We start from the raw sequence: 16,202 nt of genomic DNA on the forward strand, positions 1-16,202 counted from the left end.
CCCGCACCCCTCGGGCAGGGTCCCCCGTAGGGTTCGTGCTGACGGAGGGAGCAGTGACAGTGGGTACAAGCGCCGTACGCGTGCAGGGGCTCTGGAAGCGGTTCGGGCAGCAGGTCGCCGTCGCCGGGATCGATCTCGCGCTGCCCGCCGGGAAGTTCATCGGGCTGGTCGGGCCGAACGGAGCGGGGAAGACCACCACGCTCTCCATGGTGACCGGGCTGCTGCGGCCCGACCAGGGCACCGTCGAGATCGCCGGGCACGACGTGTGGCGGGACCCGGTGGCGGTGAAGGCACGGATCGGCGTGCTGCCCGAGGGGCTTCGGCTCTTCGAGCGGCTGTCGGGGCGCGAACTGCTGTCGTACTCCGGGCGGTTGCGGGGGCTGCCCGGGGACGAGGTGGACCGGCGGGCAACGCAGCTGCTGGACGTGCTGGACCTCGCGGGCGCGCAGCACAAGCTGGTCGTCGACTACTCGACCGGCATGCGCAAGAAGATAGGTCTCGCCTGCGCTCTGCTGCACAACCCGGAAGTCCTCTTCCTCGACGAGCCCTTCGAAGGCGTCGACCCGGTGTCCGCGCAGATCATCCGCGGCGTCCTTGAGCGGTACACCGCCTCCGGCGCCACCGTGGTGTTCTCCTCGCACGTCATGGAACTGGTCGAGTCCCTCTGCGACTGGGTGGCGGTGATGGCCGCGGGACGCATCCGCGCCCAGGGCACTCTCGCCGAGGTGCGCGGCGAGGCTCCCACCCTTCAGCAGGCGTTCCTCGAACTCGTCGGGGCGCAGAGCCGGGACGCGGGTTCCGACCTGGACTGGCTGGGTGGCGGTTCCCGATGAGCGCCGGGGCCCCCTCGATCACGCCCGTCGTCGTACGCCTGAAGCTGTCGCTGCTGCGCAACGGACTGAGGCAGTCCGGCGGGCGGCGGGCCGCGTTCATCGCGTCGGCCGTCTTCGCGCTGCTGTTCGCCGCGTTGCAGATGGTGGGCCTGATCGCGTTGCGCGGCCACGCGCACATCGACTCCGTGGCCGTCCTGGGCGTGGCCGTGCTGGCGCTGGGCTGGGCCGTGATGCCGCTGTTCTTCCCCACCGGCGACGAGACCCTCGACCCGACCCGGCTGGTGATGCTCCCGCTGCGGCCGCGACCGCTGGTCGGCGCGCTGCTGGCGGCGTCCCTGGTCGGCATCGGGCCGCTGTTCACGGTGCTGCTGCTGGTGGGCTGCGTGATCGCGGTGGCCCACGGGGCGGCCGCGTCCGTCGTCGCGGTCCTCGCCCTCGTCCTCACGCTGCTGGTGTGCGTCGCCCTGGCGCGGGCCGTGGCCGCCGCCAACATCCGGCTGCTGACCAGCCGCAAGGGACGGGACCTCGCGGTACTCAGCGGACTGGTCATCGCGGTCGGGGCGCAGGTCGTCAACTTCGGCATGCAGCGCCTGGGCTCGGCCGGGCTGGGGCAGCTCGGCCCGGTGGCGGACGTGCTGCGGTGGCTGCCGCCCGCGTCGGCGGTGGGCGCGGTGGACTCGGCGAGCAGGGGCTCCTACGGCGTCGCGGTGGCCCAGCTCGCGCTGACCGCGGCCGCCCTGGCCGCCCTCCTCGCGATGTGGGCGCGCAGCCTGACCGGGCTGATGACCTCGCCCGACTCCTCGACCCTCCAGCCCGTCGGCGCTCCCGAGCGCGACCGGGCCCGCGAGGGCGGCGGCCTGGCGCGGTGGCTGCCGGACGGCCGCACCGGCACCGTCATGGAGCGCAGCCTGCGCTACGTCTGGCGCGACCCGAAGACCAAGGCGGCCTGGGTGACCGCGCTCGCCATCGGGCTGATCGTCCCGGTGTTCAACGCGGTCCAGGGCACCGGCTCGCCGTACTTCTCCTGCTTCGCCGCCGGGATGCTCGGCATCCAGATGTACAACCAGTTCGGCCAGGACACCTCCGCGTTCTGGCAGGTCGCGCTGACGATCTCGGCACCGCGTGACGCCTACGTCGAGCTGCGCGCGCGGGCGCTGGCGCTGCTGCTGATCACCCTGCCGTACGCCACCCTGGTCACGGTGCTGACGACGGGCCTGCTCGGCGAGTGGCGCCGGCTGCCGGACGTGCTCGGCCTGTCCTTCGCCCTGCTCGGCGCGATGCTGGCGACCGGGGCGTGGACGTCGGCGCGCTTCCCGTACTCCATCCCGCAGGAGGGCCACAAGAACGTGGCTCCCGGTCAGGCCGGTCTCGCCTTCGTCTCCATCCTCGGCGGCATGGTCGCGGCGGCCCTGCTGTGCCTGCCGTTCATCGCCCTGGTCATCTGGTCGAACGTCAGCGCCACCGGCGGCAGCTGGAGCTGGGTGCTGCTGCCGGTGGGCGCGGGCTACGGGGCGGCGATCACGCTGCTGGGCCTGCGGCTGGCGGCGCCGCGCACGGCGGCCCGGCTGCCGGAGATCCTCACGGCGGTGAGCAAGGGTTGAGCGGGGCCCGGGAGGGGCCAGGCTCAGCGCAGGCGCGCGGTCACCACGTGGACGGTGAAGCCGCACGGAACCCGCCCGTCAGGCCCGGCGAGCCCGGCCGCCTCCCGTACGAAGCTCTCCCGCAGCCGGGAGACGGCGGCCGGGTCGAGCGGTCCGACGTCGTAGATGCCGGACAGGGCCGCCCAGACCTGTTCCACCGGGCCGCTCAGATCGATCGGGACCGTCTCCCGGTCCGGGGCGCAGAACCCGGCCGGCTCCAGGATCGCGCCGAGGCCCTCGCGGCTGCGGGTCCTGCGGTCGCCGAGCGGCGGAATGCGCTGCTCGGCGGGCGCCCGCTCGACGGCGGCCCTCAGCAGGCCGCTGAACAGCTCGTACGCCTCCCCGCCGAGAGCGCCGCCGCCGACCACGCAGGCCAGTGTGGAGCCGGGCGACAGCACCCGGGCGATCTCCGCCGCGACCCGGTCGACGTCGCCCATCAGCATCAGCGCCATGTGGCAGACGCAGGCGTCGAAGGCCCCGTCGGCGAACGGCAGCCGCTGCGCCCTGGCCTGGGCCAGCGCGGTGGTGCGCAGGGACGGGCGGCGCCGGGCCAGGGCCAGCGCCTCGGGCGAGAGGTCCACACCGGCGAGGCGCCGCCCCTCGGTGCGGGCCAGCAGGTCCAGCAGGACGCCGTCGCCGCAGCCGAGGTCCAGGACCCGCCGGGCGCCGGCCACCCGGTCGCTCAGGATCCGATAGCTGGATCGCCCGTCCGGCGATCGCCCGGCCACGAAGGCGTCGGCGGTGACCGCCGGGTGTTCGGCGTGGAAGGCCTTGAGGAAGGCCTCCTGGACGGCCGTGGGCACGGTTGGGGACGTGGTGGGAGACGCCGTGGGAGACGCGGGGGCGGCGCTCATCCGGTGAGCACCGCGTCAAGGAAGGGTTCGATGGCCATGCGCCACGCCTCCGGCTGGTCGTAGTGGACGAGGTGACCGGCGTCGGCCACCTCCGCGTACTGGCCGCGCGGCAGGACGCGGACCATCTCCTGGGCCTCGGCCCGGCCGAGTTCGCCGTCCAGGCCGCGGACCACGAGGGCCGGGCAGCGGACCTGGGCCAGCTCCTCCCAGTGGGCGTCGTACACCCAGGCCTCGCGGGAGGTGAGCATCTGCTGCGGTTCGAAGACGGGACGCCAGCCGTCGGCGCTCTCGTGCATGACCTCGGCGTAGAACTCCCCGCGGGCCGGGTTGGGGCGCTCCACCCAGGGGTCGTCCTCGCCGAACCACTTCCGTACGTCGGCGAGGGCGGCGAAGGGCACCGGCCAGGCACGGAACCAGTCCTCCCACTCCCGCTGGGAGGCGGCGCCGAGCGCGGAGGCGCGCATGTCGCAGATGATCACCGCCCGCACCAGGTCGGGGCGGCGGGCGGCGAGCTGCCAGGCCGTCAGCGCACCCATCGCGTGTCCGATGACGACGGCCGGGCCGAGGCCGAGCTGTTCGAGGGCGGCCTCGGCGTCTTCGACGTAGGCCTCGCGGCCGTAGGCGGCCTGCGGCGTCTTCTCGCTCTGGCCGTGTCCGCGCTGGTCGAGGGCGACGGCGCGGTGCCGGCCCGAGAGCCAGCGGGCTGTGGCGGCCCAGTGGGAGGCGCGGCCCATCAGACCGTGCAGTAACAGCACGCCGTCGGACCGCCCGGATCCGTCGGACCGCCCGGGTGCCGGCTCCCTCCCCTGCCCCGGCACGGCCTTCGGGGGCTCCGCGAACTCCCAGGCGGCGAGCCGTACACCGCCCGACCCGGTCACGTCGATGCGCCGCACCATTGGTCCTGGCACCCCCCTGAACCGTGTTCAGCTTCCGTATTCCGTCGTGCACATTCTGTAGCGAGCGCGGGCCATGAGGCCCTCACGCGGACACTCAGGCTATCGAATACGCATTCGAAAATGCTGGCTCTGCCGTCAACACCCCTCGTTCGAGTGACGCCTGGCCAGGATTGATCGCCGCCCCCAGGGGGAGATCTTCAACGGGAGGCGGACCACTCGGGGAAAAGCGGTCCGAGGGGGACGACCCTGAGAGCTCGGGGCTCCGGGTCGCCGAAGGGGAGGACAGGCCCCGGCGCCGCACGGCGCCGGGGCTCTCCCCATATCTGCGGCACATCTCCCCACCCCTTCGGTCCCCATGCCTCCCGGCCCAGCCTCGCACGCCCGGCGCCCGCGCGCTGCGCTTCGACGCGCTGAACCACGGACGGGGGAAGACGGCGAGCCGGACGGGCGGCCGGCTCAGCGCTTGGCGACGAACACGTGAGAGGCGACCTCCGCGTCCAGCTCCGCCGCCTCGCCGCTGCTGCCGACCAGCACCCCGCCGGCCGACTCCGTCACGCTGACCACCGAGCCGGGCTGCACGCCCGCGCGGCGCAGCGTGTACATCAGCTGCGCGTCCGTCTGGATCGGCTCGCCGATCCGGCGGACGACCACGGTCTTGCCGTCGGCGCCCGCGTCCAGGTCGGCGAGCGACACCATCCCCTCGTCCAGGAACGGGTCGGCGCCGTCCTTCTCGCCCAGCTCCTCCAGGCCCGGGATCGGGTTGCCGTACGGCGACTCGGTCGGGTGCCGCAGCAGCTCGAGCACCCTGCGCTCCACGGCCTCGCTCATCACGTGCTCCCAGCGACAGGCCTCCGCGTGCACCTGCTCCCACTCCAGGCCGATCACGTCGACCAGCAGGCACTCGGCGAGCCGGTGCTTGCGCATCACGCGCGTGGCCAGCCGGCGGCCCTCGTCCGTGAGCTCCAGATGCCGGTCCGGCGCCACCGAGACCAGGCCGTCACGCTCCATCCGCGCGACCGTCTGGCTCACCGTCGGCCCGCTCTGGTCCAGGCGCTCCGCGATCCGGGCGCGCATGGGCACGACGCCTTCCTCCTCCAGCTCGAGGATGGTGCGGAGATACATCTCCGTGGTGTCGATCAGTCCGGACATACGTGCCCCTCGATTACCTCGGCCGGGAGCCTGGCGGCTCCCCGGCGCGTGCGCTGGCCCTGGAGTCAATTCTGACGCATCCCACTGACAAGCGGGCTGCCCGCGCGAAACGCAGACGACCCGCGAGCTGGGTCCCTCCGCCTCGGCGGAGGAGCCGGCCGGACGTACCGGCAGCTCGCGGGTCGGGTGACTGCTTGGAATCGGGCCGGCCGCACGTCTCTGTCACGCGCTGGTCCGGCACCGCACAGGGTGGGGTGACGGGCCGCTAGCCCGCAGCCACCTCACGCGTCCGGGTCTCACTCATCTACCGGATCACCTCCCTTCGTGTGTGCACAACACCCTAGGAAGCGGACCGGCGATACTCAAGAGGTTTTTTCGAGCGCGACGGGGACGCCGCCGCGGCCGAGCCCCTCTCGCGCGCTCAGGTGTGGCCGTCGTGCGGCAGAAGGGCCAGGTCGAGGGAGGTGGCGATCCGGGCAGCCACGTCCTCGGCGTAGGTCGCGTCGCCGCGTTCGAAGGGGGTACGGGCGGAGCCGCGCAGGAAGGTCACGACGCCGAGGGTGCGGCCCCGACTGCGCAGAACCGCGCACAGGGCGTGCACGGCGTCCCCCGGCCACTGCCGGGCCTCGGCCCACTCGCGCGCCCGGTCGGCCGGCACGGCCCCGGCGGAGGCCCGCACGGAGCCGGCGCGCTCGACGCACTGGAGAGCGGGGTGGCCCGTTCCGTAGCGGACGGGCAGCCCGGCCCGGCCGGTGAGCAGGCTGGGCCCGGGGCCGCCGGACGGGGTGGCCGCGGCGCGGACCAGCCGGACCGGGGCCGCCGTCTCGGAGTCGGCCGGGACGGTCCCGCCCGCCAGGAGGTCGGCCGGGACGGCTCCGCCCGTCACCCGATCGGCCGGGGCCACGCCCGCCACCCGGTCGATCAGGGCGTGGTCCGCGAAGCCGGCCAGGGCGAAGTCGAGGTGCACGGTGACGGCCTCGCCCGGGTCCTCGCACTCGGCGGCGGCGCGGGCGGCCCGGTGCAGCTGGTTGCCGCGGAACCGCAGCAGCGCGGCCTCCTGCTCGCCCTGCTTGGCCTCGGTGACGTCGGCGAAGAGCCAGGCGACGCCGAGCGGTACCGGTTCCTCGGCGAGCGGTGAGGAAAGCCGGACGAATCCGCTGCGCCAGCAGCGCCGCCGGTCGCCCTCCGGGGTGCGTACGCCCACCCACAGCTCGGCGGGGGCGGGCGGGGCGCCCTCGGCCAGGACATGGGTGAGCGCGCTCTCCAGCTCCTCCAGGCCCTGGGTGAGCAGTTCGCCGAGCGGCCGGCCGAGGGCCGCCGTACGGCCGGTGCCGAGGGCCTGGGCCGCGTAGGCGTTGACGACGGCGGGCCGCAGGTCGGCGTCGACAAGGACGACGCCCCAGAACGCCTCTTCGAACAGGGCCTCGCTGAGCGCGATGGACCGCTCCAGGTCGATCTGCGCGTGCACCTCGCTGAAGGCGCAGTACAGGCCGGCGGGCTTGCCGTCGGGCCCGTGCACGGCCGCCGACTGGGTCCGCACCAGGACACGGCCGCCGTCCTTGGTGACCAGCGCGAACTCGTGCACCTGCCGTCCGGGGGCGTGCATGGCGGACATCAGCCGCCCCTCGACCTCCTCGGCGTCCGCGCTGCGCACGGCCCAGCCGGCGAAGCCGTGCCGTCCGACGGCCTCGGCGGCGGTCCAGCCCAGGATGCGCTCGGCCTCGCGGTTCCAGTGGGTGACAACCCCGTCGGCGTCGAAGGCGCACAGGGCCGCGTCCATGCCGTCGAGGAGGGCGGCCAGCAGATCGGAGCCGTCATGCATGTCGGAACCCCGCGGGCCGTCCCGCTCCGGCTCGGGCTCGTCGGGCCCCAGCTCGTCGGTGGCCCCACTACGCCGGGAAGCACTCACCTGGACCCCCTGCAGGCTGCGTCCGCACGTACGGCGCGTCGTTTCGCTCACTGGTCATCATTCAACTCGAACGTGACCCAGCACACACCGGGTTCCCAGAACATTGAAGGAATTACCGTCCGCGGAAATTCCCCCGCGACGGGTTCGATCGGGACAGGTCAGTGCCGGTAGAAGATCCGGTCGGCGTACAGGTCGAAGACCTGGGCGTTCCACTCGTGGCCGCCGTCGACGTTGCCCGAGCGCAGCAGCGGCGGTTCGATGCCGCGGTCGGCGAGGACGGCCGCGGCGGTGGCCATGACCGCCTGGAGCAGGGCGGAGGTCACGACGGTGGAGGCGGGCGCGAAGGGGGCCGCGACGGTGTCGAGGGTGAGTTCGGCGTCCCCGACCGCGATCTTGGAGTCGAGGACGATGTCGCAGTGGTCCTTCAGGAACGTCCCCGAGGCGTTCCGTGAGGTGGTTTCGGTCGCATAGGCCACCGAGGTCACGCCGACGACCCGGACGCCGAGGGCGCGGGCGCGCGCGGCCATCTCCACGGGCAGGGCGTTGCGCCCGGACAGCGAGATGACCACCAGGGTGTCGCCGGAGCGGAGGGGAGAGGTGTCCAGGACGGCGGAGGCGAGGCCGTCGACGCGTTCCAGGGCGGAGCCGAGGGTGGCGGGCACGACGTCGACGCCGACGGTGCCGGGAACGGCGAGCAGGTTCATCAGGGCCAGCCCGCCCGCGCGGTAGACGAGGTCCTGGGCGGCGAGGGAGGAGTGGCCGGCGCCGAAGGCGAACAGCCGGCCGCCGGCGGCCACGGTGTCGGCGAGCAGCGTCCCGGCCGCCGCGATCTGCTCGGCCTCCTCGTCCCTGACCCGCTGGAGCAGGCCGATGGCGGCGTCGAGGAACTGGCCGGCCGGCGTGCGGTCGCTCATGCGTGGTCCGTCCCTTCGGGGCGACTGTGTGTCGCGGATCACGGTGAGGTCTGGACCAGAGCCGTGTCAATACGGCGCCGTCCGCGACGGGGCCGCCTCAGGGGCTCAGCCGCTCCACGCGCCAGCCGCCGTCCGGCTCGGCCACGTACCGCAGACGGTCGTGCAGGCGGTTCTCGCGGCCCTGCCAGAACTCCACCGAGCGCGGGGCGACCCGGAAGCCGCCCCAGTGCGGCGGGACGGGCACCTGCTCGCCCTCGGGGTAGCGGGCGGCCAGCTCGGCGTAGGAGGCGTCGAGCTCCGCGCGGCCGGCGATCACCGAGGACTGGGCGCTTGCCCAGGCGCCGAGCTGGGAGCCGTGCGGACGGGTGCGGAAGTACGCGGCGGTCTCATCGCGGCCGGTGCGGCGGGCGACGCCCTGGACGATGACCTGGCGGGCCATGGGGTGCCAGGGGAAGAGCAGGGAGACATGCGGGTTCCCGGCCAGGTCGCGGCCCTTGCGGGAGTCGTAGTTGGTGTAGAAGACGAAGCCCTGCTCGTCGAAGGACTTCAGCAGCACCGTGCGGGAGCTGGGCCGGCCGTCGGCGTCCGCGGTGGAGACGACCACGGCGTTGGGTTCGAACAGCCGGGCCTCGGTCGCGGCCTGCCGGAACCAGCGGGCGAACTGGGCGACGGGGGTGGCGGCCAACTCGTCCTCGGCCAGTCCCTCGGCCCGGTAGTGCATGCGCATGGAGGCGAGGTCGAAGGGGGCGGTCTCACCGGCTTCTCGGTCGGTCACGCGGTCATCCTGCCGTATCCGGCGGTCGCCCTTGCGGAGTACCCTCGCCCTCCACCGGGATCCGAGGTGGCACTGAGTGCCGCCCCACTCCCCTTTTGTGGCACTCGGGGTTATGGTGCTGCTGTCGATCCGGTCGGGTGACAGCCCACCGCACGGGACGCCGTCCCGGCAGTCCCGGTAATCCCCTCGGCCCCAGTCCCCATCGGTCCTCGTCACCTCGGTCGTCCCGTCGCAGTCTCTGTCGCACCCTCTGTCGCACAGACCACAAGGAGCCGCCTGATGTCCGACTTCGTACCCGGTCTCGAAGGAGTCGTCGCGTTCGAGACGGAGATCGCCGAACCGGACAAGGAGGGCGGCGCCCTCCGGTACCGGGGCGTCGACATCGAGGAACTCGTCGGTCAGATCTCCTTCGGCAACGTCTGGGGGCTGCTGGTCGACGGCGCCTTCGACCCGGGCCTGCCGCCCGCCGAGCCGTTCCCGATCCCCGTGCACTCCGGGGACATCCGCGTCGACGTCCAGTCGGCGCTGGCGATGCTCGCCCCGGTGTGGGGCCTGAAACCGCTGCTGGACATCGACGTGGAGCGGGCGCGCGACGATCTCGCGCGGGCCGCCGTCATGGCGCTGTCCTACGTCGCCCAGTCGGCGCGTGGGCAGGGCGTGCCGATGGTGCCGCAGCGGGAGATCGACAAGGCCCGCTCCATCACCGAGCGGTTCATGATCCGCTGGCGGGGCGAGCCGGACCCCAAGCACGTGGCCGCCGTCGACGCGTACTGGACGTCCGCCGCCGAGCACGGCATGAACGCCTCCACGTTCACCGCCCGCGTCATCGCCTCCACCGGCGCCGACGTGGCGGCCGCCCTGTCGGGCGCGGTGGGCGCCATGTCCGGCCCGCTGCACGGCGGCGCGCCCTCCCGGGTCCTCGGCATGATCGAGGAGATCGAGCGGACCGGGGACGCGGCGGGCTACGTCAGGAACGCCCTGGACCGCGGTGAGCGGCTGATGGGATTCGGCCACCGGGTGTACCGCGCCGAGGACCCACGCGCGCGCGTGCTGCGCCGTACCGCCCGGGAGCTCGGCGCCCCGCGCTACGAGGTCGCCGAGGCCCTGGAGAAGGCCGCCCTGGAGGAGCTGCACAACCGCCGGCCGGACCGGGTGCTGGCCACGAACGTCGAGTTCTGGGCGGCGATCATGCTGGACTTCGCCGAGGTGCCGGCGCACATGTTCACGTCGATGTTCACGTGCGCGCGTACCGCGGGCTGGTCGGCGCACATCCTGGAGCAGAAGCGCACCGGCCGCCTGGTGCGCCCCTCCGCCCGCTACGTCGGCCCCGGCCCGCGCAGCCCGCGGGAGATCGCGGGCTACGACAACATCTCGCACTGACCGGGCACTTCACCGCATCCGGACGGTACGCGCGGCATCGCATCCGGCCGGCACGCGCGGCATCACGGCATCATGCGGGGCTCAGCAGCTCCGTGTGGTGCCGTTGGGCCACCAGCGGGTGGGCGCGGAGCTTGCCCTTCAGCTCGTTCAGCCCGTAATCGGCGAACAGCGGGTTGCCCGGGTCGTCCGTGACACCGGGCGCGGTGGAGGCGTGCGGGAAGGGCAGCGGGGCGACGCGGGCGTCCAGGCGCGGGTTGTAGAAGAACGGCACCGAGAACCGCTCGGTGGCACCGGGCGGGGAGACGACCCGGTGGTTGGTGGCGACGAGGTAGCCGTCGGTGGCGACCTCCAGCAGCTCACCGAGGTTGACGACGAACGCGCCCTCGATCGGCGGCACTTCGTGGAAGAGCCCGTCCGCGCGCTGCACCTGGAGCCCGCCGATCCGGTCCTGGAGCAGCAGGGTGAGGAAGCCGTAGTCCTTGTGGGCGCCGACGCCCTGGTCGGTGCCGTCGCCGGCGCTGCCCGGGTAACGGACGAGCTTGAGGTGCGGGTGGGCGTGCTCGCCGAAGACGGGGTCGTAGAAGTCGGCGGGCGCGCCGATGGCGGTGAGCAGCTCGTGCAGCAGCCTGCGGGCGACGGCGCCGAGCCGGTCGATCCAGGCGAGCGCGGCGGTGCGCAGCTCGGGCAGGGCGGCCGGCCACTGGTTGGGGCCCTGGAGCCACCAGTACGCGGGCTCGCCGGGGCCGGGGACGCGGGCGGGCCGCTCGGCGCCTATGTCGAGCTGGTCGCGCCAGTCGCGGGCACCGCCGGTGCGCTCGTCCCCGGTGCGCGTGTAGCCGCGGAAGTGGGGCGAGTTGACGTTGTCCAGGGCGAGGCGGTCGGCCTCGGGGAGCCGGAAGAAGGCGTGCATGGCGTCGAGCAGAGCGTCGGTCTCGGCCCGGGTGACGCCGTGCCCGACGAGCTGGAAGAAGCCCACGTCGTGGGCGGCACCGTGCAACTGCTCGTGCAGCAGCGCCCGTTCGCGGGGACCGCGGTCGGCGGATGCGAGGTCGATGATGGGGAGCTGGTCGTACGACGGGTTCGTCGCCGTGTTCGTCATGGGTCACGTCCGCAGGGTGTACGGGTCCCGGGCGGCCGCCGTGGGTGGGCGCGCGGCACGGGTTCCGGAGGAGAGAAACCGGGTGAGAGGTGCGGGGCGATCGGCCGCCGCGGAAGGGGCAGGGTCAGGCGGAGCGCCGACAGCCCATGCTCGTGACGCGCACGTAGTCCACGTGGCGGCGTCGCACGAGCGGCAAGAACATGCGCACAGGGTACTGCGGGGCGTGCGACAGCGGTGTGGCCCGGTTCACGCGGTGGCCGGACCGCGGCCCAGCGCCTCCTCCAGGAGGGCCGCCCACTGGGCGACCACGCGTTCGCGGCGGGCGGTGTCGTCGGTGAGGAGGTTGGCCAGGCCGAGGCCGCGGGCCATGTCGAGGAAGCCCTGGACGGTTTCGCGGGCGCCGGGGCGGGCCTCGTCCGCGCCCAGCAGCTCGACCGCTATCCGGTGCGTCTCCCGGCCCACGTGGGCCTCCAACTCGGTCACGCGGGGGCGTAGTTGGTCCTCGTTGGAGGCGGCCACCCACAGGTGGAGCGCGGCACGGAAGAGGGGCCCGGTGTAGAGGTCGACGATCGCGGCGACCACGGCCCGCCGGTCGCCGGCCGCGCCCTCGGGGAACAGGTCGCGCAGGGCGGTGGAGCGTTCCTCGGCCACGTACTCGACGGCGGCGGTGAACAGGTCCTCGCGGGTGGGGAAGTGGTGCTGGGCGGCGCCTCGGGAGACACCGGCGCGTTCGGCGACCACCGAGACCGTGGACCCGGCCCAGCCGTGTTCGGCGAGGCAGGCCACGGCGGCCTGGAGGAGCCGCTGCCGGGTGGCCCGGCTGCGGTCCTGCTTGGGGGCGCGTTCCGCGCGGTCGTGTGTGGTCACACCGCCCATTCGGGATCCCGTCGTTCGAGGAAGGCCGTCATGCCCTCGCGCGCCTGCGCGGAGGAGAACAGCCGGGCCGAGAGCGCGGTCAGTGCGGCCGCGTCCCGGTCGAAGGCTTCCAGCACCCTAGTCGTGAGCAGTCGTTTCGTCTCGGCCAGCGCCTGGGGTGAGGAGCGGCGCAGACCGTCGAGGATCGGCTCCAGTACGGCGTCGGCGTCGTCCCCGGCGGCCGTCAGCAGGCCGGTCCTGACCGCCTCGGCCGCGTCGAACCGTTCCCCGGTGAGGCAGTGGCGGGCCAGCGCGCGCGGGTCGGCGCGGGGCAGCAGCGGCAGCGAGATCACCGCGGGGGCCACCCCGATGCGCACCTCGGTGAACGCGAACGTGGCCCGGTGCGAGGCGACGGCGATGTCGCAGGCCGCGAGCAGCCCGAGACCGCCCGCGCGGACGTGTCCGGTGACCCGGGCGACGACCGGCTTGGGCAGTTCGACGATCTGCCGCAGCAGGTCCACCAGCGCCTCGGGCCGGGGAGGGTCACGCAGGTCGGCGCCCGCGCTGAAGGTGGTGCCGGTGTGGGTGAGGACGACGGCGCGTACCCCGCCGTCCCCGGCGCAGTCGGCCAGCGCGGCGGCCAGTTCCCCGACGAGCGCCGCCGACAGGGCGTTGCGGTTGCCCGGCGAGTCCAGGCCGAGCGTCTCCACGGCACGCGCGCGTGTACGTCCGATCAGGGTCATGGCCGCTGCTCCCACTCGCCGCGGATCATGGTTCCTCCTCGCTTGTGGCGGGCGGGGCGGTCAGTACGACCTGGGCAGGCCCAGGGTCTGGTGGGAGACGTAGTTGAGGATCATCTCCCGGCTCACCGGGGCGATACGGGCCACGCGGGAGGCCGTTACCAGCGAGGCGAGCCCGAACTCGCGTGTCAGGCCGTTGCCGCCGAGGGTGTGCACGGCCTGGTCGACGGCCCGCACACAGGCCTCACCGGCCGCGTACTTGGCCATGTTGGCGGCCTCGCCCGCGCCCACGTCGTCGCCCGCGTCGTACAGGCGGGCCGCCTTGCCCGTCATCAGGCGGGCGAGTTCCAGGTCGATGTGGGCCTGCGCGAGCGGGTGGGCGATGGCCTGGTGGGAGCCGATGGGGGCCTTCCAGACGGTGCGTTCGCGCGCGTACTCCACGGCCCGGCCGAGCGCGTGCCGCCCCATGCCGATCGCGAAGGCGGCCGTCATGATGCGCTCGGGGTTGAGCCCGGCGAACAATTGCAGCAGGCCCGCGTCCTCCTCGCCAACGAGCGCGCCGGCGGGCAGTCGCACCTCCTCCAGGACCAGCTCGAACTGCTTCTCGGCGGCGGTGAGTTCCATGTCGATCGGCCGCCGCTGGAAGCCTTCCGCGTCCCGCGGGACGATGAACAGGCAGGGCTTGAGGCGGCCGGTGCGCGCGTCCTCGGTGCGGCCGACGATCAGGACGGCGTCGGCGATGTCGACACCGGAGATGAACACCTTGCGGCCGGTGAGCACCCAGTCGGCGCCGTCACGGCGGGCGGTGGTGGTGATGCGGTGGGAGTTGGAGCCGGCGTCCGGTTCGGTGATGCCGAAGGCCATGGTCCGGGTGCCGTTCGCCAGCGGGGGCAGCCAGGCGCGCTTCTGCTCCTCCGTGCCGAACCGGGCGATGACGGTGCCGCAGATGGCGGGCGAGACGACCATCATCAGCAGGGGGCAGCCGGCGGCGCCCAGCTCCTCCAGGACAATGGCCAGTTCGGTGATGCCGCCGCCTCCCCCGCCGTATGCCTCCGGCAGGTTGACGCCCAGGTAGCCGAGCTTGCCGGCCTCCGACCAGAGTTCGGTGAGGGGACGTCCCTCGGCGACGGCGCGGGTGAGGTAGGCGCGGCCGTAGCGTTTGCCGAGGGCGGCCACGGCGGCGCGCAGGTCCCTGTGTTCTTCGGATTCCGTGACGGGGGTCATGGTCGTCTCCCGGGTGCGAGTTCGGTGTGGTTGCTCGCGCTCACGCGGCGGAGCCGCATGCCGATGCCGCCCCGCGCCCCTAAGGGGCTTGCACTACCGCCAGCAGCAAGCCGACCTCGACCTGTTGTCCGGGGGTCGCGTGCAGGGCTGTGAGCGTGCCCGTCACCGGGGCCTCGATCCTGTGTTCCATCTTCATCGCCTCCAGCCAGAGCAGCGGTTGTCCCGCCCGTACGGTGTCGCCGATCGCCAGTCCGTCGGCGACGCGTGCGACGGTGCCGGGCATGGGGGCCAGCAGTGAGCCGGGGGCGTGCTGGGCGACGGGTTCGGGGAAACGGGGCAGGGCGGTGAGCGCGGTCGGTCCCGCGTACACCCGCTCGCCGTAGCGGGCGATCTCGTACCCGCGCCGGACACCGCCGGCTTCGAGCACGACCAGGTGCGCGTCCGCGTGCACCACCCCCACGCCCACGGCGTCGGGGGCCGGGCCCGTACGGGTGTGGCGGTAGCGCACCTCGTGCTCCTCGCCCGCCATCAGGTACCGCTTGACCTGCGGCTGGGAGGGCACATTGCGCCAGCCGCCGAAGCGGGAGCGGCCGTGCGCGTCGGCGAGCGCGGCGGCCAGGGGCGCGTACGGGTCGGGGGCGGGCGCGGTCAGTTCGGCGAGGTGGCGGTCGTAGAAGCCGGTGTCCATACGGCCGGTGGCGAACTCCTCGTGCCGCAGGGACCGCACCAGCAGGTCCCGGTTGGTGACCGGGCCGTGGACTGCGGCCCGCTCCAGCGCGCCGGCGAGCTTGCGCAGCGCCTCCGCGCGCGTGGGCGCGTGGGCGACCGCCTTGGCGAGCAGCGGGTCGTAGTGGACGCCGATCGTGTCGCCGTCGCCGTAGCCGGTGTCCAGGCGGACGCCGGGGACGGACAGGCGGTGCAGGGTGCCGGTCTGCGGGGCCCAGTCGCGGGCCGGGTCCTCGGCGTACAGGCGGGCCTCGACCGCGTGCCCGCGCGCGGCGGGCGGTTCGGCGTCCAGGGCGTGGCCCTCGGCGACGCGGATCTGCAGGGCGACCAGGTCCACGCCGAACACGGCCTCCGTGACGGGGTGTTCGACCTGGAGGCGGGTGTTCATCTCCAGGAAGTGCGCGCGGCCGCCGGCCACCAGGAACTCGACGGTGCCCGCGCCGGTGTAGTCGACGGCCCGAGCCGCCCGTACGGCCAGCTCACGCAGTTCCCGCTCGGTGTCCGCGGGGAGTCCGGGCGCCGGGGCCTCCTCGACGACCTTCTGGTGGCGCCGCTGGAGGGAGCAGTCGCGCGTGCCCAGAGTCCACACGGTGCCGTGGGTGTCGGCGAGGATCTGCACCTCCACGTGCCGCCCGCCCGCCTCGCCCCCGAGGTACGGCTCGGCGAACACCTCGCCGTCGCCGAAGGCGCCGAGCGCCTCGGCGCGCGCCGCCTCCAGTTCGGCGTCCAGGTCCTCCAGCCGCCGTACGATCCGCATCCCGCGTCCGCCGCCGCCCGCGGCGGCCTTCACCAGGACCGGCAGGTCGGCCTCGGTGACCTCGCGCAGCGGCGGCACGCCCATCAGCTCCTTGGCGCGGGTCTTGGACGCCATCGCCTCGATGGCCCCCGGAGGCGGCCCGATCCAGACCAGGCCCGCGTCCAGGACGGCCCGCGCGAAGCCGGCGTTCTCGGCGAGGAAGCCGTAGCCCGGGTGGACGGCGTCCGCGCCGGCCGCCACCGCCGCCTTCACGATCAGGTCGCCGCGCAGATACGTCTCGGCGGGCGTCACGCCCGGCAGGCGCACCGCGATGTCGGCCACGCGCGTGTGCAGCGCGTCCTCGTCGGCGTCCGAGTGCACGGCGACCGTCCGGATGCCCAGTTCGGCGCAGGTGCGGAAGACACGGCAGGCGATCTCGCCCCGGTTGGCGACGAGCAACGTGGAAATCAAG

General features: G+C 73.7%; 14 protein-coding genes. 3 read left to right on the forward strand and 11 right to left on the reverse strand.

Going from position 1 to position 16,202, the window contains the following annotated elements; genetic code table 11:
- The first annotated feature begins 38 nt into the window (after positions 1-38).
- Together CG719_RS14105 and CG719_RS14110 are read left to right on the forward strand one after the other, a co-directional pair.
- Entirely contained in the window at positions 39-833 is a 795-nt protein-coding gene (locus CG719_RS14105; protein WP_100569144.1) for an ABC transporter ATP-binding protein, read from the forward strand.
- The gene (locus CG719_RS14110; protein ID WP_100568953.1) at positions 830-2,434 is read left to right on the forward strand and encodes a transporter; all 1,605 of its coding nucleotides are present in this window, start codon (positions 830-832) and stop codon (positions 2,432-2,434) included. The genes CG719_RS14105 and CG719_RS14110 overlap by 4 nt, the downstream gene beginning before the upstream one ends.
- 23 nt (positions 2,435-2,457) lie before the next feature.
- On the opposite strand, the gene CG719_RS14115 is transcribed toward CG719_RS14110, so the two are convergent.
- From CG719_RS14115 to pdxH, 6 genes are all read right to left on the reverse strand, one after another.
- A complete protein-coding gene (locus CG719_RS14115; RefSeq protein ID WP_234375576.1) occupies positions 2,458-3,276 on the reverse strand; it encodes a class I SAM-dependent methyltransferase in 819 nt (272 codons plus the stop codon).
- A 47-nt stretch (positions 3,277-3,323) separates the two neighbouring features.
- On the reverse strand, positions 3,324-4,223 hold the full coding sequence (locus tag CG719_RS14120) for an alpha/beta fold hydrolase (protein ID WP_100568955.1): 900 nt from the start codon (positions 4,221-4,223) through the stop codon (positions 3,324-3,326).
- Positions 4,224-4,679: 456 nt separating this feature from the next.
- Complete coding sequence (locus CG719_RS14125; protein WP_100568956.1) at positions 4,680-5,372, reverse strand: metal-dependent transcriptional regulator; 693 nt, start codon at positions 5,370-5,372, stop codon at positions 4,680-4,682.
- Positions 5,373-5,793: 421 nt separating this feature from the next.
- A complete protein-coding gene (locus CG719_RS14130) occupies positions 5,794-7,281 on the reverse strand; it encodes a PAS domain-containing protein (RefSeq protein WP_100569145.1) in 1,488 nt (495 codons plus the stop codon).
- 158 nt (positions 7,282-7,439) lie between these two features.
- The gene (locus CG719_RS14135) at positions 7,440-8,195 is read right to left on the reverse strand and encodes an SIS domain-containing protein (RefSeq protein ID WP_100568957.1); all 756 of its coding nucleotides are present in this window, start codon (positions 8,193-8,195) and stop codon (positions 7,440-7,442) included.
- A 97-nt stretch (positions 8,196-8,292) separates the two neighbouring features.
- Positions 8,293-8,970: a pyridoxamine 5'-phosphate oxidase gene (gene pdxH / locus CG719_RS14140; RefSeq protein ID WP_100568958.1), complete on the reverse strand. Its 678-nt coding sequence runs from the start codon at positions 8,968-8,970 to the stop codon at positions 8,293-8,295.
- A gap of 279 nt (positions 8,971-9,249) precedes the next feature.
- Between pdxH and CG719_RS14145 the strand changes: the two genes are divergently transcribed.
- Positions 9,250-10,350 carry a citrate synthase 2 gene (locus tag CG719_RS14145; protein ID WP_100568959.1) on the forward strand — a complete coding sequence of 367 codons (1,101 nt, stop codon included), beginning with the start codon at positions 9,250-9,252 and terminating at the stop codon, positions 10,348-10,350.
- Positions 10,351-10,420: 70 nt separating this feature from the next.
- On the opposite strand, the gene CG719_RS14150 is transcribed toward CG719_RS14145, so the two are convergent.
- The 5 genes from CG719_RS14150 to CG719_RS14170 form a co-directional block, all read right to left on the reverse strand.
- Positions 10,421-11,449, reverse strand: coding sequence for an isopenicillin N synthase family dioxygenase (locus CG719_RS14150; protein WP_100568960.1), 1,029 nt, complete (start codon positions 11,447-11,449; stop codon positions 10,421-10,423).
- A 246-nt stretch (positions 11,450-11,695) separates the two neighbouring features.
- The gene (locus tag CG719_RS14155) at positions 11,696-12,325 is read right to left on the reverse strand and encodes a TetR/AcrR family transcriptional regulator (protein WP_100568961.1); all 630 of its coding nucleotides are present in this window, start codon (positions 12,323-12,325) and stop codon (positions 11,696-11,698) included.
- Entirely contained in the window at positions 12,313-13,047 is a 735-nt protein-coding gene (locus CG719_RS14160) for an enoyl-CoA hydratase family protein (RefSeq protein WP_100568962.1), read from the reverse strand. Before CG719_RS14160 ends, CG719_RS14155 begins: the two co-directional genes overlap by 13 nt.
- A 60-nt stretch (positions 13,048-13,107) precedes the next feature.
- A complete protein-coding gene (locus CG719_RS14165) occupies positions 13,108-14,268 on the reverse strand; it encodes an acyl-CoA dehydrogenase family protein (RefSeq protein ID WP_100568963.1) in 1,161 nt (386 codons plus the stop codon).
- A 79-nt stretch (positions 14,269-14,347) separates the two neighbouring features.
- On the reverse strand, positions 14,348-16,201 hold the full coding sequence (locus CG719_RS14170; protein ID WP_100568964.1) for an acetyl/propionyl/methylcrotonyl-CoA carboxylase subunit alpha: 1,854 nt from the start codon (positions 16,199-16,201) through the stop codon (positions 14,348-14,350).
- Position 16,202: the final 1 nt, after the last annotated feature.

Origin of the sequence: Streptomyces sp. CB01373 (genome assembly GCF_002803075.1) — a bacterium.
GTDB lineage: Bacteria > Actinomycetota > Actinomycetes > Streptomycetales > Streptomycetaceae > Streptomyces.

What these genes read in the sequence shown, in the direction of transcription:
- CG719_RS14150 (WP_100568960.1), bottom strand. Translation starts at nt 11,449, where the DNA reads ATGACGAACACGGCGACGAACCCGTCGTACGACCAGCTCCCCATCATC.
- CG719_RS14125 (WP_100568956.1), bottom strand. Translation starts at nt 5,372, where the DNA reads ATGTCCGGACTGATCGACACCACGGAGATGTATCTCCGCACCATCCTC.
- CG719_RS14155 (WP_100568961.1), bottom strand. Translation starts at nt 12,325, where the DNA reads ATGGGCGGTGTGACCACACACGACCGCGCGGAACGCGCCCCCAAGCAG.
- CG719_RS14135 (WP_100568957.1), bottom strand. Translation starts at nt 8,195, where the DNA reads ATGAGCGACCGCACGCCGGCCGGCCAGTTCCTCGACGCCGCCATCGGC.
- CG719_RS14165 (WP_100568963.1), bottom strand. Translation starts at nt 14,268, where the DNA reads ATGACCCCCGTCACGGAATCCGAAGAACACAGGGACCTGCGCGCCGCC.
- CG719_RS14160 (WP_100568962.1), bottom strand. Translation starts at nt 13,047, where the DNA reads ATGACCCTGATCGGACGTACACGCGCGCGTGCCGTGGAGACGCTCGGC.
- CG719_RS14145 (WP_100568959.1), top strand. Translation starts at nt 9,250, where the DNA reads ATGTCCGACTTCGTACCCGGTCTCGAAGGAGTCGTCGCGTTCGAGACG.
- CG719_RS14110 (WP_100568953.1), top strand. Translation starts at nt 830, where the DNA reads ATGAGCGCCGGGGCCCCCTCGATCACGCCCGTCGTCGTACGCCTGAAG.
- CG719_RS14120 (WP_100568955.1), bottom strand. Translation starts at nt 4,223, where the DNA reads ATGGTGCGGCGCATCGACGTGACCGGGTCGGGCGGTGTACGGCTCGCC.